The 21,960-nt window shown below is 60.5% G+C and carries 16 protein-coding genes and 3 pseudogenes; 8 read left to right on the top strand and 11 right to left on the bottom strand.

Annotated features, from left to right (window positions below; all coding sequences use genetic code 11):
• Window positions 1-5: 5 nt before the first annotated feature.
• From GV035_RS26740 to GV035_RS26700, 9 genes are all read right to left on the bottom strand, one after another.
• Window positions 6-428, bottom strand: a complete 423-nt coding sequence (locus tag GV035_RS26740) for a lytic transglycosylase domain-containing protein (RefSeq protein WP_159838759.1) — start codon at window positions 426-428, stop codon at window positions 6-8.
• Complete coding sequence (locus tag GV035_RS26735; protein WP_159838757.1) at window positions 425-1,687, bottom strand: hypothetical protein; 1,263 nt, start codon at window positions 1,685-1,687, stop codon at window positions 425-427. Before GV035_RS26735 ends, GV035_RS26740 begins: the two co-directional genes overlap by 4 nt.
• The gene (locus GV035_RS26730; protein WP_159838755.1) at window positions 1,684-2,484 is read right to left on the bottom strand and encodes a transglycosylase SLT domain-containing protein; all 801 of its coding nucleotides are present in this window, start codon (window positions 2,482-2,484) and stop codon (window positions 1,684-1,686) included. The genes GV035_RS26735 and GV035_RS26730 overlap by 4 nt, the downstream gene beginning before the upstream one ends.
• The gene (locus GV035_RS26725) at window positions 2,477-3,727 is read right to left on the bottom strand and encodes a TrbI/VirB10 family protein (RefSeq protein WP_159838753.1); all 1,251 of its coding nucleotides are present in this window, start codon (window positions 3,725-3,727) and stop codon (window positions 2,477-2,479) included. Before GV035_RS26725 ends, GV035_RS26730 begins: the two co-directional genes overlap by 8 nt.
• A 2-nt stretch (window positions 3,728-3,729) precedes the next feature.
• Complete coding sequence (locus tag GV035_RS26720; RefSeq protein ID WP_159838751.1) at window positions 3,730-4,602, bottom strand: TrbG/VirB9 family P-type conjugative transfer protein; 873 nt, start codon at window positions 4,600-4,602, stop codon at window positions 3,730-3,732.
• Window positions 4,603-4,604: 2 nt separating this feature from the next.
• Entirely contained in the window at window positions 4,605-5,309 is a 705-nt protein-coding gene (locus GV035_RS26715; RefSeq protein WP_159838749.1) for a type IV secretion system protein, read from the bottom strand.
• 911 nt (window positions 5,310-6,220) lie between these two features.
• Window positions 6,221-7,372 carry a hypothetical protein gene (locus GV035_RS26710; RefSeq protein ID WP_159838747.1) on the bottom strand — a complete coding sequence of 384 codons (1,152 nt, stop codon included), beginning with the start codon at window positions 7,370-7,372 and terminating at the stop codon, window positions 6,221-6,223.
• A 239-nt stretch (window positions 7,373-7,611) separates the two neighbouring features.
• Window positions 7,612-8,655: a ParB/RepB/Spo0J family partition protein gene (locus GV035_RS26705; protein ID WP_236572853.1), complete on the bottom strand. Its 1,044-nt coding sequence runs from the start codon at window positions 8,653-8,655 to the stop codon at window positions 7,612-7,614.
• Entirely contained in the window at window positions 8,648-9,862 is a 1,215-nt protein-coding gene (locus GV035_RS26700) for a ParA family protein (RefSeq protein WP_159838745.1), read from the bottom strand. The genes GV035_RS26705 and GV035_RS26700 overlap by 8 nt, the downstream gene beginning before the upstream one ends.
• A gap of 1,111 nt (window positions 9,863-10,973) precedes the next feature.
• Here GV035_RS26700 and GV035_RS26695 point away from each other — a divergent pair.
• From GV035_RS26695 to GV035_RS26685, 3 genes and pseudogenes are all read left to right on the top strand, one after another.
• Window positions 10,974-11,864, top strand: coding sequence for a hypothetical protein (locus GV035_RS26695; RefSeq protein ID WP_159838743.1), 891 nt, complete (start codon window positions 10,974-10,976; stop codon window positions 11,862-11,864).
• Between the two features lie 463 nt (window positions 11,865-12,327).
• Window positions 12,328-12,606, top strand: a pseudogene (locus GV035_RS26690) (amidohydrolase family protein); the annotation flags it as partial.
• A 175-nt stretch (window positions 12,607-12,781) separates the two neighbouring features.
• Window positions 12,782-13,051: pseudogene (locus tag GV035_RS26685) on the top strand (dihydropyrimidinase); the annotation flags it as partial.
• 443 nt (window positions 13,052-13,494) lie between these two features.
• Here the strand turns inward: GV035_RS26685 and GV035_RS29620 are convergent.
• A pseudogene (locus GV035_RS29620) lies at window positions 13,495-13,961 on the bottom strand (IS21 family transposase); the annotation flags it as partial.
• A gap of 242 nt (window positions 13,962-14,203) precedes the next feature.
• Here GV035_RS29620 and GV035_RS26680 point away from each other — a divergent pair.
• The 5 genes from GV035_RS26680 (at window position 14,204) to GV035_RS26660 (ending at window position 18,347) form a co-directional block, all read left to right on the top strand.
• Window positions 14,204-14,632 carry an antitoxin Xre/MbcA/ParS toxin-binding domain-containing protein gene (locus GV035_RS26680; protein ID WP_159838815.1) on the top strand — a complete coding sequence of 143 codons (429 nt, stop codon included), beginning with the start codon at window positions 14,204-14,206 and terminating at the stop codon, window positions 14,630-14,632.
• A 52-nt stretch (window positions 14,633-14,684) separates the two neighbouring features.
• The gene (locus GV035_RS26675) at window positions 14,685-15,161 is read left to right on the top strand and encodes an RES family NAD+ phosphorylase (protein ID WP_159838741.1); all 477 of its coding nucleotides are present in this window, start codon (window positions 14,685-14,687) and stop codon (window positions 15,159-15,161) included.
• Window positions 15,162-15,251: 90 nt separating this feature from the next.
• The gene (locus GV035_RS26670; protein WP_159838813.1) at window positions 15,252-17,240 is read left to right on the top strand and encodes a phage integrase family protein; all 1,989 of its coding nucleotides are present in this window, start codon (window positions 15,252-15,254) and stop codon (window positions 17,238-17,240) included.
• Between the two features lie 77 nt (window positions 17,241-17,317).
• Window positions 17,318-17,599, top strand: coding sequence for an RNA chaperone Hfq (locus GV035_RS26665; RefSeq protein WP_159838739.1), 282 nt, complete (start codon window positions 17,318-17,320; stop codon window positions 17,597-17,599).
• A gap of 376 nt (window positions 17,600-17,975) precedes the next feature.
• Window positions 17,976-18,347, top strand: coding sequence for a DUF2471 domain-containing protein (locus GV035_RS26660; RefSeq protein WP_159838737.1), 372 nt, complete (start codon window positions 17,976-17,978; stop codon window positions 18,345-18,347).
• A 2,190-nt stretch (window positions 18,348-20,537) separates the two neighbouring features.
• Here the strand turns inward: GV035_RS26660 and GV035_RS26655 are convergent.
• The gene (locus GV035_RS26655; RefSeq protein ID WP_159838735.1) at window positions 20,538-20,723 is read right to left on the bottom strand and encodes a hypothetical protein; all 186 of its coding nucleotides are present in this window, start codon (window positions 20,721-20,723) and stop codon (window positions 20,538-20,540) included.
• Window positions 20,724-21,960 lie beyond the last annotated feature (1,237 nt).

Here is a 21,960-nt window from a genome sequence, read left to right as displayed (position 1 = left end):
GTCGGTCAGTTCGCGCGTTGCAGGCGGCGGTAAATGTTGTTGGCGTAAATGAGTTGCCTGTTCGAGGAGACAGCGTTGTAGGCACCGACGGCCTTCCATGTCGGACCGAACTGCTTAATGTTCGATGCGAGGATCCATGTCCCCACGTAGGCGTTCACGCAGGCGTCGAACAGGTGTTGGCGACTGATGCCAAAGCGCGCCAGTTTCGGAAGCCATGACGAGTTGATTTGCATCAACCCAATGTCCTCGCTTCCATCGGTATTGCGACTGGTCACATACGGGCGCATGCCCGACTCTTGTTGGGCGATGGCGCGTACCACTTGGACGCTCACGCGGTGGTAACGCGCGGCATCGTCAATACAATCGGCGCGCGCTTGCAGCGCGACGGCCGCGCAAAGCAGCGTCGAAAAGCGAACGATCCGGTTCATGACGCGGGCCGATCGAAGAACCGCACATCGTGTTTGCGCAGGACGTTGACGACATTGCCGTCGGCGTTGACGATGAACTGGTCGGCGGTGCCGTTGAATTTGTAATAGCGGCCCTTCTGTTCGCCCGAGCCCATGTGCGCCACGTCGGCGACCGTCACCTTGCCGACCGTGTCTGCGAACTTGAAGAACGTCGAGCCGTTCTCGTCGAACACACTTTGAAGGGCAGCTTTATTTGCTGTGTCGAACTCATAGACGGTTCCGGCAACACGGGCGACTTCAACCTTGTCGGTGGCGCTAGCGATCGTGAAACGCTCCGCGCGGTTGAAGGTCAGAACGTCGGTCGCGTCATCCCACTTCGGACGCAGCGACTTGCCATCCTGGCCGGTTACCTTGAGCTCCGCAGCGGGCTTCGCCGAGAACTTGATTTGAATATGGCTATCGTCACCGTCGCGGATCGCCACGGCGCCTAGCTTGGCGGCCAGGACGGACCCCGATGCAGCGGCCGCGTCGGCGTCGGCTTTCTTTGCGATATCTGCGATCGGGTCCGCACCGGTAGTCACGCTCGGCGGCGCGGCAACAGGACTTCCCGCGACCTGCGACACCGGCGCAACGTAGTTGACGCCCACCGACTGCGGAGCCGAACGGCGAAGGGTTACATGCTGAGAGTTGAAATCGACGTCGGCGTAAAGGTCGGACGCGGCCACCAGCCGGTCAAGCGATTGCATCCAGTTCTCGCCATCACGCGTTCCAAAGCTGGCCGAGGCCGTCAGATCGATATCTTTCTGTGCCGATCCGGTCCAGCCCTGCGGCACGAGCGCTTTAACCAGTTGCGCGAGCGGCAGCGTGGCGTTCAAAGGCCGGGTACTTTCAAGGCTGCTGCGCGGTCCGATGAACGCAAGGCGGCCAGAGAAGCCAGAAAAGCCGGAGGGCGTGTCGCTGCGTGCCTTATCGCCGATGAAGCGATTGGCCTTCTTCCAGTATGCGGTCGCGCTCGAACCGCCCGCCGAGTAACGGATCACCTCTGGCGTGCCAGGCACGACGATGTACGGCCCCTGACTGTGGCCACCGTCGACGCGCAGCGCCTGACCGGCACGCGGTTGGAAGTACGTGTCGCTGCCGTCGTTGAAGACGAGCGCCGGTCGCTCCAGCACATTGCCCGCAATCTCGTAGTCGAAGTCGAGCGGGTCGGTGCCAGCGGCCGCCGCGTTAAGCGTGACTGCGGCAAGCGCGAGAGTAAGAATAGAGAGCGTGTGCTTCATAGACCGCGTTCGATTTGAGAAAGGTGCTTCACGAAGCGCGCGACATATTCGCGGCCCGGGGCGGGGTTGGCGCTGTGGTAATACGCGACGGCCTTGACGGCCGAGTGCGTGAGGCGGTAGTTCTCGTTGAGAATGTCTTCCGCGACGCGGATGTTCGTCGCCGGAGCGAGGGCATCCCAAGCACTCGTGAAGCGCTTACCGTGGTAGCCCCAGTTCACCTGCATCAGGCCAATGTCGAAGTCGGATCGGCCATTGCTGATGAGGTATCGAATCGCGCGGTATGCATCCTCGCGCGTGCGAAAGAAAAAGCCGCGACCGGCAACGTTCAGCGTCCACGGCCATGCGCGACCGTTGTAGGCCGACTCGTTGAGCGCGATACCCGCGAGAATTTTCGGATCGACTGACGTGTGCAATACGTCAAACGGCGCTTGCGCGGAGGCGCACGACCAGCCACCCCGCCGCTCCGCGATGCTCGCTTGTGCGTCATCAGTGAGATTCGCGGGGCGCAGCCATCCGGCTTTAACAAAGAGGCTTTCCAGGCTGACCGGCGACCCGTCGACGCTCACGGCGACGCCGCCGGAAGCAGCTTCGACTGTTTGGCCTTCAAAGCGGTTAGCCCATGCGAGGAACGGCTTCAGCCCGCAGGTGTAGACCGGCTCGCCCGGCAACTCGACGATTGCGCGCTTCACGCCGTCATCGAGCACGATGCGCGTCGGGCTGATGATCGAGTCGATGATTGCGGCATGGGCGCCGAACGCCATGACGGACAGGCATGCCGCCGCAAGAGCCTTACTCATGGTACGGCTCCATCACGATGTCTTGCGTGACCTGCACCATGAACTTCTGGCCAGGATCCACCGTGATGGTCGGCGGGATATTTTGGTTGCGCTGGAGGACCGTCTGAGCGGTTGCCACAGCAACCTGCCCTGCCGTACCGCCGTATGTTGTGACACCGTTGGACGTAGCGGTGGTTGCGGTCTGCGAGCCACTATCGAAGGCTTTCAGCAAGATCGCGGTGATGAAGCCAGCGCCGAAGATCTTGAGGAAGTGATTGTTCACGTCGCCCGAAAAACCGGCATAGCCGTTCTGATCGGCGCCCTGCATGCCGTTCAGCGGCAGGCTCTTGCCGTTGGGCAGGCGCAGACTGGTCGATGCGACGAGCAGACGTTCTTGGCCTACTTTGACGTCCGCGCTGTACATGCCATTGATGAAGGCACCCTTCGGGATCATTAAGCAGTCGCCGCGCAGGCTGTCATAGACGTCCTCGTCCACCATCAGCGACACTCGGCCCGGCTTGTCGGAGTTCAGCCCTTCCACCGTCTTCACGTGGATGACGTGCGGCGGCGTCAACGTGCAGCCGGTCGACCGGCCATTGAAGGTCGTGCGCTCGATGCCCCCTTGTGACGCAGCTTCCTTGAGGAAAGCGCGATCGCGGTCTTCAGGAGCCTGTCCCTGCTTTGCCAAGGCGAGCGCCATAGCATCGGGGGTGTTAGCTCTGGCAGCGGCTCGAGCAGCCCTCACCTCTTCCAACGAAGGAACGCCAACGGGCAGTGCACCGGTCGCTTGATTCGCGGAACGTGACGCGCCGGCCTGCTTGAAGATGGACGATGTATAGATGGCATCCTGCGCGGCTTGCTTGGAGAGCTCGCGCGTGTCTGTGCCAGAGCCCCTGACCTCTTCTTGGAAATCGGCGCCAGTCAGCATCGGCTTGACGGCAGGCTTGGGGACTGCCGCTGATGATGCGGCCTGCGCGGCTGCCTCCGACGCCGCAGCTTCCTGCTGCTGCCGGATCATCTGATCGATGTCGTTGTTGTTCGCGGCCGCAGGCGCTTCGGTGCTCGACTTTAGTGCGCTCGCCTTTTTCACGCGCGCCTCTTCGTCCGCCTTGTTCGTGGCTTGCAGTTCGTAGTAGAAGCCGAGCCCGCCGATCACTACAGCGGCCATAATGCCGATGCTCATGATCGCGTTGCGCGGCGTCTTGCCCTTCACGAGCGCCTCTTGTTCCGCGCTCGGCGTGGCTGCGTCCGGTTTCTTCGCCACGGTCAGAACACTCCGAACATGCGCCGACGGCCGCGCGTCACGGTGACCTCGTCCTTGCCAGAACGCAGCACGATCTCGTCGGCCAGACGCTGAAGCACGAGGAAGTCGCCGCGGCGGATGAAGTTCGCGACAACGCGATCACCGTGGTCGAGAACGAACGGAACCGGCCACTCCTGGGCTTTGGCAGGCATTCGCATCCACACAGCATGGCCATCATCGAAGACCGTTTCCGGCGTGAATTCGGCGCGGCCGTCGACGCTGTAATCCCAGTTCAGCTTGTCCGGTGCGACGCTGATGCTTCCAGAGTCCGCACCACCACGGTCGCCGCTCGCCGATGCATCCTCGCGCGCACTAACGCGTGCCATCGGCGCGCGTGGATATTGAAAGCGCACGGTCTGATAGAACATGCCGCCCGCCGGTGACGCGATGAGCGTGAAGTCGTACTCCCGCAGGTTCGTCGTCAGGTGCAACGTGTTGACGAGGTCAGCCTTGTGCGGCTTGATGAACACGTGGTTCATCTTGTCGTCGTCGATTTCCCACTGGACGCTATCTCCCATAGCCGGGTCAGCGATCAACTTCTCGCCCTTCTCCAACTCGATGGTCGTGAGCTTCAGCGGTGCAGTCAGGACGCGGTAGATCTGGTCGCGGCTGTACGGGAACACGCCGATCCGCGCATCACCCGGCATGGTCAGAGGATCGGCTCCACCGTTGAACGGGTTGATGGGGCTCATCGGGTCGCCAGCGACCATTGCCGCGTTAAAGCCCGAGTCGCTCGACGCTTTCTTCGCCATAGCAGGTTGGGCAAGCAATGCTGCACACGCAGCGAGGACGCACATGCCGATGACCGGCCGTTTGTTGAGAATGGTTGCGGTCATGCTTATGCAGTCCGCTCGAGGCGGAAGAACGGAATGAAAATGCCGAACGGATTCGTGGTGAGTGCCTGTTCGGCCGTCGGCGCAACGATCTGGTAGCGCAACGTCAGTGCGTACGACTTCACGTCGGGCTTACCCGTCGCGCCAGCTTGCGAGGTGGTCGTCGTAAATTCGACGAGCACAGTGTTGTCTTGGAGCAGCGCGATGTTGCGTACATCCACTTCACGGATCAGCTTGGGATTTGCCGTGATCGCTTGGAACGGTGCGTCAGCCTTCAACCAGTCGCGGAACTGACCAGTCGCGGCGCCGATCATTTGCGCCTTCACCGAGTTGATGTTGGCGGTCATGCGCGACGTCTCAAGCCGGTCCGACAGCACCGGCTCGATGGTGAACCAGCGAACAGCCATGTCCTTGACCGTCGTCCGAACGGCTTGCGAGTCGGGCTTGTACGCGACAAGCTCGCTGACGATCGGATGGCCGCCGGTGTCGGCGGACACGCCAACGACGCGCGTTACCGAAGGCGGCGGCTGGCGCGTCCATACAGCGCCGACCGCGGTCAAGGCCAAGCCGAACGAGATGAGCATCCAGCGGTTAGCTTCGAGCGTGAGCCTCGTGCTCGTCTCGAAAATCACCTTGCTCGGATCTTCCTCGGCATACGAGCCGGGGGCCGTGGACAGCGCGGCCCGACGCTTGTTCTTAAAAAGACGCATGGCAACCCTTTGAAATGGTCACCATTGGAACAAACCGACCGACTTCCGTTTTTCCGAAAGATGCTCGATTTCGTGCGTCTTTGACTACCATCCACAGACCAGCCGCGTTCGACCAGGCGTCATATATCCGGACAAGCTGAGTCTCAGTTTTTTGAAATGAGAACTTTGCCAACGGAGCGGGATAACACAAACGGCAAACTGTGTAACAAGGCCTTTTCGCATTGATAACAGACACTTGCAGATTCTGTCGTCCATCCTGCAACGCTATCCGGATAGCGTTGATACCGGGCGTCCGAAGCTCTGCTGCCGGTGACCATCGCTAATCACCGCGCTGTTACTTGGTCAGCGACCGAATCAATCACTGAATCAAGCAGCGCATGAATGCGCTCCGCGTCCGGCCGCGTGTTGGCTGAACAGCTAATAACGAGACCACCGAAGCAATCGCTCATTGGCGACGGACACACTTTGCGGGCAGGCACCCGCGCAACGTCGGTGAATCATTTCTCGCTTAGAGCGGCCGCACACGAGTCGCGATCGTTGATGATCGCCAGCGCTGGCTGGCAGACGCGTGCCGGCGACCGTTTCTAGGCGAACTCCATTACCAGAGGGGGCGCATGGCGTCCCTGACTTCAAGTCCCCCTATGGATGCAAGATCCGGCCGCGATCCTTGTCTCGCTCGTCTGTCTAATGAACGCGCCCACTAGGGAGGATATTGGTATCTACACTTTCCGTAGCGGACGATACGCGAACTCCGTGCGGTCCACGAGAGCTGTTACTTTTCGCCCCGCCGCGGCCTTTTGGCAAAAAATCTCCCGAAAGTGGCTGCGCTTTCGTGAAACATTCATAGCTACTCCGCCTCAGCTCGCCGCCTAGTACGGGATTGCGCGATTGCCACTGCGCTTGCCGATGTTTCACGCGCGTCGGCACAGTGCGCGCAGTCGAATTAGATGTTCACTGACTGGACGTGTCAGTTCACGCGGCTGGTGGGGCTTAACGTGTCCGGCTGCCCCGACGTCGTGACCGGTCTCGGGCGTGCGAGCAGCAAAGTCCTCTTGCTCCGCCGGAACGATCTGCCCCTTTTTAAGAGCTGCTGCAAACGCTTCAGCCCAATGCCCAGCAGACCGGCGGGTTACGCGCTCTGCGACGCGACAGACTAGAAGCGCAGTGCCCCCATCAGCGACTGTGTAGCGCGTTGTCCCGTCAGCGTCGGCGAATGTCCGCCCGTCGAGCTTTCGTACAAGCGTCTCGGCCTCGTTGCGCTTATGGGTTGCAGTCTGCACGGCGGTGATCGCGTTCATTTTGACGCTCAGTTGATGACCAAAGTCGGTGGTGCTTGCCAGCAATGCGCGCAGGTAGTTGATGGGCCGTTTAGCTTGACGCAGGTGCTGCCAGCAGACCTCGACAACATCCGAGAGGCGCTTGCCGGCCTCACGAGCCTGGCGCATCAGTTTGAAAATCAGGAAATCCAAAAAACCTAGGGTGCGTAGGCGCTGCAGGTCCTGCGGAACTTGCCCCGGTTGTCTCTCTTGAGAAGTTAGAGGGCTTAGATCCTTAGTATTAGCACCGTCTGCCACTTTGGCATACGGCCTTTGAAAAGCTTGAGCGTCTGTACAACCGCCCTGCTTTCCTTCGTTGCTAACCGCAGGTTGGCCCGGTTCGTCAATCAGACCCAGCAGCAAAGCCGCTTTACGAGTGAGGTGCAGGTAGGCGCGCCCAAACAGTCCAGCTTCGACATAGCGGCGTTGGGGCGCTCGCGCGATGAGGCCGGCTGAATCTAGGTCGGCCAGGCTTCGATAAAAGGTGCGCTCTGACTGCATAGCGCGTTCGGTAAGCAGTGTTCGACGCGCGTAAATCTCCCCAAAGGGATTCGCCGCGTCGACGGTGCGGGCGAGGGCGCAGAGAACCGCCCGTGCGCGCGGGGAGACGCCTTCGAGCCGAGCGGCGCGATGGACGGCTCGAAGGATGATCCAAGGCAGGTTCGTGGTGTCTGTAGAAAAGAGCGGTAATCCGGAGGGGTGAGTCTCACCCTCGCCAGCCGCACAGGGTGCGAGCGCGATGCGCATGTCAGTCGTCCATTCGCAAAAAATGGATTGGTTTTTCTTGACTGACTGCCGCGATCCGCTACACTCGGAGTTGTTGAGGCTCTTGCCGATTCCAGTCGGTGAGTGTCGCGGGGCACGGTTCCAGCCAAGCCCTCATTCAAAAGCCTTCGGTTGGCGCCGAAGGCTTTTGTCTTTTATACGGTCTACATCCAAGTTCCTCCGTTGCTGTCCGAAAAGCAGACAGCAATCAAATCAAAGACTTAGTTTTTTGTCCCGGCTCGCGACTGCGCCACTTGCTCCAAATGCTGGCGTATCGCCTCTTGCGCCTGAGCGGCCTCGGCTTCATCTTTGAACTCCAGGCGCATCACGTTCTTCACGCGGCGCACGTTGCACCAAGTAGCCTTGCCTGCTTTGACCTTGAACGTTTCCGGTGTGGAGGAGGTTCGAGCAGGGGACTCGACTGCGCGCGCAAACTTCACGCTCTGGCCTTGGTCTAGCTTCTTTTCGGAAAGGAGGCGGATCGCTTCAATCACTCGCCGAGCCTTGCCGGATTCAGTGACGCTCGCAAGTTCCGATGCGGTGCGACTACCGATCATCCCCTTGTTAGCCTCGATGATCGTCAACGCCTCCGCCGGTAGGCGATCGAACGCGAAGAGTTCGCTGACGAACTGTTTGCTAAGCCCCGTTCGCTCTGCGACGTCCGTTTGCGAAAGTCCAGGGTGGCCTTGATGGAATCGCTTCAAACCCACGTATTTTTCATAGTCCGTCAGGTCCGACTGCATCAGGTTGGCGAAGAACGCGCCGTCTTGAGCCTCGATCTCGTTGTCGACGGTGCCGAGAACACAGCGGATCATCGTCTTACCAAGATCTTTGTGTGCATCCCAACGATGGTGTCCGGACCAGATATCCCATTCGCCGTCGGCTCGTGGCAAGACCACCACCGGGTGCACAAGTTTATTGTGGCGAAGATTTTCCCGAAGCTCCGCGTACTTCTCCGCCGACATGTATCGGCGTCGGCCGGCTACTTCGTGGAGTCTCTCTGTTGGCAACTCGAGGGCCTCGCCGGTTGCCTTTGCGGCCTCGAGGCTCTGAATGCGCACCAGCGCTTCCGAAAGTTTGCTTTCGGCTACAACTCTGCGTGAATCAGATTCGAGTATCCGATTTTGGGCATCCAGGAGTCGCCCAGGCGAGGTTCGCGGTTGTTCGGAAGCTGCGGCAAAAGCAGGCGAATCGCTCGCAGCCGCCTGCGGCTTTGTCTCCGGCACTGTCATCTTTTCAAACAGTCGATCCTTGAACCTACTCACTGCGGGCCTCCCGTTTCCAAGCGCGCTCGAGATGAGAATTCACAAACTCGGTTAGCTGATCCAGCGGCTCACGAATACGCGCGTAGGTCCCACTACTCCAATCGGACTTCGTCGTGTCATAGATGGTGCAGAGCCCCGCGGCCACCGTAGCTTGGACAGAAGATTCCGGAACCACGAAGGGGAGCAAGCGCTCGCCGTATGCATCGGCTAGCCATTGCCGCACTTTCCTAGAAAGATCCGTATTGCGCGCTTTAGTGAGCAGAATACTTACGAAGTCGTAAGTCTTTGACTCTTCGAAACCTGGCACGCCCGATAATGTCTCGGCCGCCAAATCCCAAAATTGCGTAGAGCTCGCAAAATCCAATCCCTCGGGTGGGCAGGGCATTAAGATTGCATCCGCGGCGACCAAGGAATTGAGCGTGATGTAACTCAGCGACGGCGGCGTATCAATAATGACCGCGTCGTACGCCTCGGCGACCGGTTCTAGCCCAATCCGCAGGATGTCCCACCACTTGAAATGCACCCGCTTCTCCAACGCATCGGCGATCTGTTTCGGAATCTCAAACTCCGCGTCGAATAGCATCGTCGACGCGGGAATTAAATCCAAGTCCTGCCAGTACGTCTCTTTGATGGCGTAGTCAAGGGTCGAATGCTCCCGATATATGAGCGGAAGAATCGTGTGCTTCTCCTCTATCTCTGCGTCCGGCGCGTAGCCGCATAGCTGAGTTGCGGACCCTTGCGGATCACAATCGATCACCAAAACTCGGCGGCCAGCGAGCGACAGGGCCTGGCCAAGTGCCACCGCAGTCGAGGTCTTCGCGACACCGCCCTTGAAGTTCGCCACGGCAATGATCCGGCCTCGAACGCCTTCAGGACGCGGCGAGCGCTTGGACGTGCCTCGCACCCAAGCAATAGCGTCGGCCAGCGAGTACTCTTTTGCGCGCTTGTGTGCCAGCTGATGACCGGTTGGCAGCTCTCCCTTTTTTGTCAGATACTTAAACTGGTCGCGAGACAGACCACAGAGGGAGATGATGTCGCTCGATGTGAAGACGGGCGCCTTCTTTCGTGGGTATGGTTCAAGCAGCAAGTCGCGCCTATGACTGAAGGCGCGCTGACTACGCTCCTTGATAGATAGCAGATCGGCGATGGTGGTCGGCGCGTCGTCGATCGCCAAAGTTTTCGAAATAAGGACGTCGCTTTCGGACATTGGTTTCCCCTAAACTTTGGGTGTCACCCGCTTTTGAGATGAAGACGATCAAAAAAAGGGTGATTCGGTTCAGACGGAGCATATTCGTAAACGCGGTTTACTTCAAGTAAACTCTTAGGAGTGAACTTTGCACGGCTCCCCCGTCTTGGAAGCACTGCTGAACGCACACGCCCGCCCCTGCGCATAAGCATCGGTCACTGACGTTGCGCCCGGCCGACCTTGTGCGACAGGTCTTCGGACTTGCAGTTGAATGAACGCGCCATTGACTTCCAGCGCACGGGTGCTTTGCCCGAATCGTCGCGAATGCGTCTGCTGATAGACCATCGCAATAGGGCGTGGTCGCGACGGATTGAGCACGCTATCGGTGATGAGCGTTGATCGCACGCAATAGTGCGTGCGTCTTGTCTTGCTGGATTCAAGTACGGCTTGTGGTGTTACGTCGTCGATTTCGCTGCAGGTCGGCGTTTGTCCGAGCGAATATGTCACCACGTCGCCATGGGCCAGTCGTGTACCCCTGGGCAAGCAAAGAAGGCCCGACGACGCATCTAGGGGCACCGGCATGGGATCATCGACGATGTACGACCCGGGCCGCAGTGCCCCCGCGCGTTGCGGAAACAGTGCTCAGCCGTTTGGTCCGAATGAATAATCAACTGCAGAAGGCTAGCGATCGAGAGGTCCCTGCTTCGCGTGACGGTACCATTCTTTCTGAGGCCGGTGATCCGCGCCGCTGTGCTCGACCGTGACGGTTTTCAAGATCGCGATGCGCGTCTCCTCATTCGGTTGGTGGGCGCGGGAATCATGAGACCGGGATGACGCCGGTCGCCAGGCCTAGGTGCTATGCGCCACAGATGCACCACCGCGCTCAGAGATCACGTGAAAGGAGGGGTGCGGCTCTAAGTCGGCGACACTTAGTCACGCGTCGGCCACGGACCGACAACCCTTCGTCTAAATCGCGATGCGCTTCGCAGTTATCGCGCGGTTAGCGCCGGCTACCAATTGCACATTCCGCCAATCCGCTAAAGAGGAAAAGGGCCCCAAAAACACTGCGTTTCGACGTTTCGCGGCACACCAGTGAGCAGGATAATTGGGCCTCTGACGGAGAAGTAAAAGAATGACCGCTTTGGCTGGAATCCCTATTGCACGTGATCCTCTTGCGTTGGCAGCGCTGTACCATGCGGGACTCGGGAGTACCTGGAACAATCAGCGCGAGGCGATAGCTGCGTTCGCGCGATTCTCTCCAAAGGTCACTGCTGAAGCACTGAGCCGTGCTATCGCCGTGTGCAAGTTGCCGCCGCAGATCTTGGCGCTATTCGAGACGGCTGGCGTATGGCCGTCGACGGCCCGGGAATTGATACGACTGGCACGCAAGCACGGATTAGACGCACTTTGTCTACGCGCTTTAGAAATAGATCCCCTTGGCCGGTCGTGGTCAGAAATAGCTAACCTTCTCGACGGCAACGGCCCGCATGAGGCGCGGCGTACCGTATCGAACATTTCGCCGTTGGCGCTCGCCGCTGACTATCAACGAGGGTTGCAACAGGGACGATGGACGACGATGGTAAGCGCGGTCGCCGCGTCGCCTGCATGGGGATTGAACCGACTGACAAGGGCTGTAGCAATATCAAAGCTCCCGCCCTCGGTCCTGCAACTATTCGAGCTAAAGCACTTCACATGGGAGCTCGGGGCGACGCTACTTAAAATCCGAAAGTCGATTGGCGAGACTGAGATGGCCGTGCGCGCGAGCAAAATGTTGAACGCCCCGCGGCGTCGAACTATCGATGAAATGATTGCAACGCTGCTCGACGTTCGGCCGGAGCAGGGAGTCGATTTAGCAGTAAGGCGGAAGGACAATAAAATGATCTTCGAATTCAAGGTCGATCTGCGGGAGACTGACGATCTGCTGCTAAGTGCCAACCAGATAGCCGCTCTCGTCCAAGTGGCGGTGATGAACGTCAGGTTCAAGCGTCAGATCGGCACGGTATCTCTCAGGAAACGACGCTGAACAGACGAATCCTCGCCAAAAAGCGATACAGTCGATTTGGCTCCCTCGGCGAACAAGGGAACGCTATCTTCGACTAAAGGACGAACGGATGTTATCCACACTGCTACCTGGCGGGACATTTATGCCGGGTCAATGGTCGTGTTAGGGCACGTGCTTCGGTCAGGCACGAGGACGTCGTTCACTGAGGGACCGGAAAACACTCGATGCATCAAAGGCTCAACGTCATTTGCTGGCAGTACGTCGGTCAGTTGTTCATCGAGTTTGGAACCCCGCGACCGCGCTGATCACGCGCAGTTTCGAAAGGCGAGGACCGCGACGATAGCCACAAGCTGTCCTGAACATCGTCGCCGACCGACAAGGACCGAGCATGCTGGCGTCGTTGGCTCTCGCCATGCGCCTCTGCCAGCAACACATCTCGCCTATTCGTATCGCACACATGTCGGGTCTTTAAGTAACGATCCAGCGGCATGGGCTGACGCGCAGGCTGCAACTTACCACGGCGACTGATCACTGCGTCTTCTGCGCGTCGCAGAAAGCGATGGGACGCGAGGACTTCACCAAGATCCCGAACGGCTGCGGCGGCGTGGAAGATCGCATGGCCGTGCTGTGGCATCACGGCGTGAACATGGGACGTCTTACGCCGAACGAGTTCGTGCGCGTAACCTCGACGAACGCGGCGCAGATCTTCAACCTGTATCCGCGCAACGGCGCAGTGCGGTTCGGCGCCCATGCGGACCTGGTTGCGTCGAGGGCGAGCACTTTCCACCGACGCGAAGCAGCATGGCGCGAGCCAGGCGGCGAATGCGCGGGCATCACGATTTAAGAGAACCACGTTCTTTTCCCTCGGCCGCCCGACACAATATTGCCGCCGCGCGCTTGGGCTGGCGTGCCTCAACTTTTCAGCGGCAACGGGGATCGTCTGGGATCCGCAGGCGTCGCGCACGATTTCGGTGAAGACGCATCATCAGCAGGTGGACTTCAATGTCTTCGAGGGCATGACCGTGCAGGGCGTGGCGACGCACACGCGCACACGCGGCGCGCTCGCTTGGACCGATGGCGATCTTCGCGCGGTGCGCGGTGCGGGGCAATATCTGAAGCGTCCGCCGAACCCATCGAATTTCGCGGCCGCACGCGTGGCGAACAAGCTGAAGGAACCGCATCCCGTGGAGCGCGCCATAAAGGTCTGATTCGGATGCGATCACGAAGCCCCCGCGCCGAGACTGCGCGGGGGCTTCGTCGCTTCGATCTGATACCGCGACGTATCACCCATGGACGCAAGTGATTCTTCTGGGAGTGTCGCGAGGCGGAAAGTGCAGTGCGCCATCGATTGGCGTCGTACGCTTTGCTCGCGTTATGGCGAAATTAATGTGACCAGGACCGAACGAACGCGAGCAATTCAGCAGCGATAAAACGCAACTAATGGTCTGTGCCGCTAAACTCCGATAAACTGCACGGGCCCATTAAGAATCGCTGTCGCTGTTTTCTGTCTACAGCGGGTCTCACCGCGTCACCCCGTCATCGCGTCATTGCAAAATTGGCACTGGTGAGGCTAACCTAGGCGCCGGGCGCGCTCGCAATTTCCGGAGTGCCATCGCTTGAATCCTGTTGAAGCCATCGGTTAGTTGTGCCGAACCTGCTTGCTGGACTTCGAGACCATTTGCCCGAAGCTGCGCCGCGAATAGCGTAGCGTCATGTTGAACAAGCGCGAGCGCCGATAACGGCCCGTCCCTGGGATCACGCCTCGGCGCGCCATCACCATAATTAACTTGGGCTTCCTCAGCCGGAGCGCGCTCAAAAGGTCAAACTGCTCCGCATCGACGTGCCGGAGGGCGCGCACAAAGCGTTTGACGCTGTCGTAGCTCGCACTAAAGCAGGACTGGTTCGACCAGATCCCTGGTAAATCGCTTGAGCATTGCGCTTCAGTCGTATGTGCTGGTCGATCCACTCGCGATTTGCCTCGTCCGAGACTCGCTGCGGTTCGAAGATCGACTGACAACGGCGGATCGTCTTACGGTCGATCTCTATGAGCTGGTGGATCTTGCGCTGACTTCCCGCGTTCGGGCACGAAGGCGGTCTTCGTGTCAAACGCGGCCGCATGAGCGGATCGCGCCTGAGTGCCTATTGGCATGCACTTGCGGCGTCGAAGCGCCGTCAGCAATGTGCCAGGCCGCCAAGGCCGTCCTCTGCCGACCTATCGACTTGTCTGTCTGATAGTTGTTATTAGCAGCGAAGGATTTAATCCCTATAATGTCGGGTACTGTGCTCTACGCTCAGTGCAGAGCGGGGCGCAGGTTCATTTGGACTATAATGACAGTTCAAATGATCCTATGGAGGCCGCCATGTTGCTGGTGTCGCCCGAACAGATTGCGGCGGTGATGGCGCTGCCCCGCGTGCCGCACACGGTCGCCGAACTCGATGCGCAGGTGCGCGAAGGCTTGCCGAAGTCGGCGCTGAAGGAAGGCGTTGAACACGCGACGCGCAGCGCCGAGGAGCGCCGCGCGCTGCTCGCGCGCATCGTGCCGGAAGCGACGTTTAAACGCCGCCGCGACAAGCTCAGCCCCGACGAGTCCGAAAAAACCGAACGGCTCGCGCGCATCGTCGCGACCGCCCGCTACGTGTGGGACGACGAGGCCGATACGCGGGAGTTTCTGAACACCGCGCACCCGCTGCTCGAAGGCCGCACGCCAGTCGACGTCGCGTTGACCGAACTCGGCGCGCGGCGCGTCGAGGAGTTGTTGTGGAAGCTGTTTTATGGGCTGCCGGCATGAGGCTCCATGTAGACGAGGGTGAGCGCGCGCATGAAGCTCGGGCTCCGGCCTGATGCGGATCTTTCGGATTGCGGACCGGCGTCACCCGATCTGGAGCGGCACCGGCGCGATGCTAGTCGGTGGCCGTTTCAACAGTCCGGGACGGCCGGTGATCTATGGGGCGCTGAATTTTGCGGGGGCGATGCTCGAGGTGCTGGTGCACGCCCGGATCGGCAAAGTCCCGAAGCATCACGTGTGGGTGGAAGCCGAGGTACCGGGCGACGTAGCCGTTGAGCGTGTGGACGTCGCTGCGCTTCCGGCGGGGTGGGATGCCCCCGATGCGCAGGTCGCGCGGCGCTTCGGCGACCGGTGGATTGAGGAAGGGCGCTCGGCTATTTTGGTCGTGCCGTCGGTGGTCGCGCGGGCGGAATGCAATGCCGTGGTCAATCCTGCACATCGGGATGCGGGGCGGCTGGTCGTGTCGGCGCCGCAGCCCGTCGTCTGGGACCAGCGGTTGTTCACAGTCGGATGGGACGCGTCGCCCAAATAAGCTCACCGTCGTTTCCTTGGAAAGACTCACCGAACGAGCCGCATGTGGGGAGCCGTTGGCTTCCATGGACGAACCAATCAGCACATCGCGATGGCCAATCAACCGCAACAGCTGACGCTACCGCCGCCGCGCACCTACACGCGCACCGACTTCACCGCGCTGCGCGCGTTCGTGCAACGCCTGCCCGCGGCCACCATCGCGCGGCTCTACTACGATCCGGAACACGCGCCGCACGCGGCGAGCGCCGATGCGATGGAGCGGTTTCTGCGCACGATGCGCGATGACCTCGTCCAGCTCGCGCTGCTGCACGGCTCCTCGGTGCTGGCGGACCATCTAAAGGCATCGATTAAGCAGCATGGCAGCGCGAAGCTCACCGCGATGACGTTGCGGATGGTCGAGCAGGCGTCGACGCTCGCGGCCGCCGTGCCACTCTCGACCCACCCGGTACACCTGTGGTTTCGGCCGCTGATCGCCCAGCGTCTGAGCGGGGAGGGCATCGGCACGCTCGGCGCGCTGATTGAGTACTGCAACGCGCGCGGCGGCAGTTGGTGGCGCTCGGTGCCACGCATCGGCGCGCTGCGCGCCCGGACGATCGTTGCCTGGCTGCGGCGGCATGAAGCGACGCTCGGCGCCAAGGTCGCGGCCGACGTCGACACAGCCTCTCTGGTGCCGGCAAGCGCGAGCGCCGGGAAGGGCGACGATCGCGTGATTGTGGTTGGCGGCGATCCGAGCGCGCCGCGCCTGGCGCCGTTCGAGCACCTCGCGGTGCCGGCCGAGTTGTCGGGCGCAGCCGGTTTCAACCGGGCCATCAGTTTCGCGTTCATTCGCGCCGAGCACGATCTGGCGGCGGTACACGCATACCTGCATCGCTATCGGGACCGGCCGACGACCTTGCGGGCTTATACCCGCGAACTCGAGCGGCTGATCCTGTGGAGCGTAGTGGTTCGAAAGAAGGCGCTGTCATCGCTCAGCGTTGAGGACTGCGAGGCGTACAAGGATTTTTTGAAGGCGCCGTTGGCGTCGTTCACCGGACCCAAGCGCCCGCGCACAAGCGGTCGCTGGCGGCCATTCGCCCCGGAAGGGTTGTCCGCGGACAGTCAGGCCTATGCAGTGCGCGTGCTGCGCGCCGCGTTTGCGTGGCTGGTCGAGGTTCGCTATCTCGCGGGCAATCCGTGGAGTGCGGTCCACGAACCGGCGACCATCACCCGGGAACTATCGGTGCAGGTGCACCGGGCGCTGCCGGCGAAACTCTGGGCGCAGGTGCGCCAGGCCCTGGACGCACGATGCGAGGGACAGCAGGCGGGCGAGCCGGATGCCGCTCCTGATGGCGATTCCGATGCGGAGGCGCGGCAGTGGCGCGCCGCACGGGCGGCGATCTTGCTGATGGGCGATTCCGGGCTGCGGCGGGCAGAAGCCGCGCTTGCGCGGCGCGAAGACTTGCGCATCGCCGAGGTTCCCGAGGGTCGCCGTGCGTCGCGCCGCACCGCGCCGGGTCCGACGGCGAAGACGACCTCGGAAACGACGACCCCGGTCGAGCCGGGTAACAGGACTGACGCTAGCCATGGCGCTTCAGCCGTATGGACGTTGAGCATCGTTGGCAAGCGTCGCAAACAACGCACGGTACCTGTGAGCGGCGCCACCATCGCCGCGCTGCGCGCGCATTGGCACGATCGGGGCCGCGACTTTGATGCGCCGCAAGCGCAGGGGCCGCTGATCGCACCGCAGTGGATCCCGGCCACGCGCGCGGCGTTCGAGCGGCATGACCCGGACGCCGACGATGCACCCTATACCGTCGGTGCGTTGGGACGGCTCGTTCGCATGGCCGCACAACGGCTGGCTAACGAAAGCGCCGCGTTGGCGGACTTCAGCACGGACGACCTGGTGCAGCTGGCGAACACGTCGGCACATGCTTTTAGGCACACGTTCGGTACACGCGCGGTGGCACGCGAGATGCCGACCGACGTCGTACAGGCCATCCTCGGACATGCCTCGTTGCAGACCACGTCGATTTACGTGCGGGCGGAGCGACGGCGCATGCTCGAAGCCGCTGCGCGCTACTATGACGAAGATGCGGGATAGGGTCGCGTCGGGGTAGTGTCGTCGAACGGCGCGAACGAAAACGGCCCGTTCTGTCAATCAAACAGCGGGTAGTCACCATGTCCATCAATGCGAGTGACATTCAAGGGGATTTTTTGAACGCCCTGACGCGCGAACAGAAAGCCGTTTGGGTATTTCTGGTCAACGGCATCAAATTGACCGGCCAGCTTGTGGCGTTCGACCAATATGTCCTTGCGCTGCAGTCGCCGACGGGCATTCAGACGGTGTTCAAAAGCGCCGTCTCGACCGTCTGCGAAGCGCACTCAGTCGAGCACCCCCGAACGCGAGATCGTTTGACGACGTCCCAAGAGCGTCCGCTCGCCAGGCGAAACGAGCGTTGAACGGGGTAGATCGCCGAGGATGATAAAACTCACCAACGGCGCCGCTGCACAATGCGCCACCTTGGCTCACTCGTTGCTAAGAGCGCACGTAGTGCATCGAAGAGAAAAGACAGATCTTCCCTGTTTCCTTTTCCGTAGGCAGTGAGGCGATTCGACAGCCAGGGTCCTACTTCATTGCTCTAGTCCCAATCGGTCTAGCAGCAATCATCCTCGCCTACGTTGGAATTGGCCGCTGGCGACGCAGGCTTCGGACCAATGCGGAAGGTGCCGCAGCACTGGCGTTAATGCGCACGCCGGACAGATACCGCGAAGCGCTCTGCCTATGCCGTTCACAAATCATTGAGTCCGGTGAAACTCCGCCAGGGTTTGGGGGGCCATGGACGCTTTGATCGCGCTTGACGCAGCGATCCGTGACGTGCTTCCAGCTACCGTTGCGCGGTACAGGGCCGCGAGCGTCCTGACGGGGTCTTTGCTACAACAAATCGAAGCGGATGTGCTCAAGCAGTTGGCGCTCACCGGTCAGCATAGCAAGCGGGTTCTTGACCTTGTCCGTACGACTCCCCGGTCAGACTACGGCGAGAACGACGACCCTGCCATTAAGGGGTGCTGCGCTGGGTCGATCGTGCAGCAGGCGATCGAACAAGCGTGGCGTCTCGCCGAGGACGAGAAAGGATCGGCGCTGCCGTTCATCGAACGAAGTTCATCGGATAGTGCGGCGAACGAGAACCGAAGCGCGCGTCACGCGTAGCGGGTCCATCGGTGAACGGGAAGAGCGAAGCATTCTAGGCCGGAAGCGGTGCATGCCGTTAATGCGCAGGATTAAGCGTTTTCACGTTACGGCCTGTCCTCCGTCTTACACGATCAGGGCATGCAGTTCTCGGCGAGTGCATTCACCGAGGCCGTGCTAAGTTGGCCGTCCGTCTTTCGATGGACGGCTAGGGTGCCTTGGGGCGACCGCCTGGTTCGTCAAGCGCGTGTGGCGCAGCATCAAGTAGGAAGAAGTCTACCTGCGCGCCTACGAATCGGTCCGCCGTGCGCGACGCTCAATCGGCGACTGTTTCGATCTGTACAACACGAGACGGCCTCATTGGCGCTGGCGGGCCGCACGGCAGACGGGGTTTACGTTGCGACGCTGCCTGTGACTAAAACGGCAGCGTGACCGATCCGCGTGTCAGAACACGGGGAGATTAGCCGCCTAACAGGTTCCATCCCGAGCAGCCGATCCCGCCGCGCTTTCACGAGCGTTAGGGTTCTTGTTCGTGAGAGTCGGGAGAATCTCAGGTTTGCCGCGCCTGTTCTAGCCGTGCACCACTCTACCGCTAACAACGTCTGCCCTAGCTGCGAGAGGGATTCCGCTTGGCCCGGGCGGTCGATGCGCAACGCGCTTGGTGGTATGGCTCTATCGGGCCGAATGGCCGCTATCTAGCGTCGAGCAGAAGGCGTAAAACGATAGTGGAGTTGCACGTCGAGGGAATGCAGAGAAATTGTGAGGCCGCTGCATTACCGAAGCGTTCCGAATGCCGCTCCGTTTAGAGTTAGAGGGTGATCCCGGAACCGAGCGAATGGGTACGTAGCCGGGATCCATTCCGTGTCGCCCAAGCCTCACGCGCGCTGCGCATGCGCAAAACGGTACAATCACCTAGGGAGCAAGGCATGGGCTACATAACGGATCGAGAGGAAGCTGTACGAACTCGGATAGCGGCGGCAAGAAAGCGCGCCGAAGAATGGCGCAGCGGGGGCGGAATGCAACGCACGGCCAGCGCCACCCTGTTCAGAGAGGTGGCCGAGCTAGACCGTATCCATAGGGCCTCAAAGGCTCTGGTGCCGGAGTATCGGGAGCGTTTCGTTAAATGCGTAGCCTGCGGAAATGCGTTCCACGACGAGCGCAGCTTTTTGTCGCATTGGCGGTACGGTTTGAGCGGTGCTATCGAGTGCGTAACGACGCCATATCTACTTCACGTCCTCGGTTTCGAAACTGACGAATACTGCTACCTCAATGAGCATTGGCCGGAACGAGTTTATCGAGTACCAATCCGTAACTAAGTTGGCGTGCGTGATTTAGGCGGGCCGCCTCGCCCACATATCGCAGATTTCATCGTATCCTCCTTTTGGTCGCTTTTGCGCTAGGGCGCCGCCAATCGAAGGGCAGGGCGGCGTTATGGCGTAGAACGACGGACAAGCTCCTCAAGGTCTCTCCAGTGGTCCAGCTCATGCCCGAGCAGCCCCAGCAGATCGGAAGCTCTTAGCAAGTCCTCTAAGGACATGGACCGGTTTGCGATCAACAGGTGAAGCGTTGCAATCTTCGCTTCTAGTCGGGCTATCTGTTCCCTGATGGCTTCCAAGGGCTGCGCTGAATGACTGTCCATTTGGACACTGTAGCTGACTTGAGCGCGTAGCGCGAATCGGGCGGCAAGCGTAGCGTTGGCTCACTTTCCCGTGTCTTGCCCAGTTCGAACTGGAACGACGGGGACAGCGCGGAACATTGACGGAACGACTCGGAGCAACTTGAAGGATTTGGTAACCCTGCAACTCAGATCGAGAGGCGCTCATGCATAGACGCGTTCCACACCCGCAACAAGCCTACGCGTTGCGCCATCTCGACAAGGCGGTGAATCGATTGATTGTGGCCACTACGCCGATGGAGAAAGCCGAGGCTGGCAGGTGGGCGCGGCTATGGGCGCGGGCAGCAGGCGCACCCTTTGATGGGCCGCAGCAGGGCGTCCATCGAAGACACGGTGTGAATAGATGGTACGACTACACTATTGCACGGCGGCGGTGCGGTTAACACCGTTACGCGGGCGGGTCTAGCGACTAGAACGAATAAGGCCGCCCGTAGGAAAGCGGCATGAACCGAACCATGTCTACAACGTACGTGTTCGGGAGAGACGGCTGTTCAACGGCCCTACCGCAGTGAACCTTAGGGGCGGATCGAAGCGGCCTAGTAAACCTCGATATGGTCCGGGTACATGCCCGTTTCCCGCGCGGCTTGTTCTACGGCCTCTGGGCTATTGCAGGCCGCTATCCCGCTAAGCTCCTTCTCGCCGAGAAACAGACGGCCCGCCCACTGGCCGGATAGCATGCGGTAGATGCGCAGGGTGATGTCCGCGCCTGTGTCGTGATCCATATAAATTCCTCGAGCGTGGCACGGAGTACACCACGCCTGTCAACCAAACGAACAATATGCCTTGCGGTTCGGCACGAACTTGAACCGTAGCGCCTCGACCCTGTGCACTGATGGCTTGCCAGTCGATCAACGGTCCCTTCGCTCCGTTTCCTCGGCCATGGTCGGCTCAACCCGCTGCCGCAGCGCCTTGGAATTGGCTCGATGCGCCGGTTTAGCGTCCATTGCGGGCCAGACCTGCTCGATTGTTTGAAGACCACTTCCGCGGCCGTCCCAAGACTTCAAGCATGCAAACAGCCGGCAGCTATGGACCGACCGCAGCGCGGCGGCGTGCTTCAGTTTGTGTGTCGTGAGCTCCCGGCGCAAGCAAAACACGAACGGGCGCAAGTCGCGATGCCGCGTGGCCGTGGGGCGGGCACGGGATAGCGACGGACAAGGCCAAAGCAAGCTCGTCCAGTGCGGTGTGGATGAAGGTGATAGACAACGCGCAACGCGAAGTGGGGCACAATCGAAGCTTAGTCCGCGAACGACAAATACAAAAGAAAAACCGCCCCGCCTGAGCAAGGACGAGCCAATCCACGTGTGCGCGAAGAATGAGATGCCGAGGGGCGTTACAGCAGTTGAGCTCGCGTCGGTTATTGCCGCATGCATGTAACTCGCCCACCTACACGTGGGCCGAGGGTGGAAAAAGTTCAAGCGATCGAACATTTGCCAGTTGAGACAAACACCGGCGAACTGTCCCCGCTCCGGGGAGCCGCCTTCAATGACCAAACGGGCCAGTTGCCGCAGTCGCCGAAATCGCGCTGCCCGGCGGAATGGGGCACTAAGTCGTCCCTATCGGGCGATCGACACAGCGTCGTTATGGCAAGGGACCGACCGCAGCAGATCGGCGCACCATCCACAAAGAACTCTCGCAACGCGGGGGACCGCCTAGAGTCATTGGTCAGGCCGTCCCGCCATGCAAGGTAAGTAACACAAAGAAAAGGATGCTTAGGAGGCTGTAGGCGAACAGGCCAACTAGAACAGCGCCGAGCAGGACAGACGTGAGTTGTGTGCGTCAAGTTGTGCAGAAACCGGATGCCGGTGGTTTCAGTTGATCTTCTGTGCGGCGTGCGGTGCGAAGGGCGTAGCCCGCAGCGCCGAACGCCGCACGCCGCTATGCAGCAGCGCGCAAGAACTCCTTCTTCTGCTCGGCCAGCAGGGCCATGTTCAGATAGCGGCTGTCCTCCAGCCACGTTTC

Origin of the sequence: Burkholderia sp. 8Y (assembly GCF_902506145.1) — a bacterium.
GTDB lineage: Bacteria > Pseudomonadota > Gammaproteobacteria > Burkholderiales > Burkholderiaceae > Caballeronia.
This window is presented reverse-complemented; position numbering and strand designations above follow the sequence as displayed.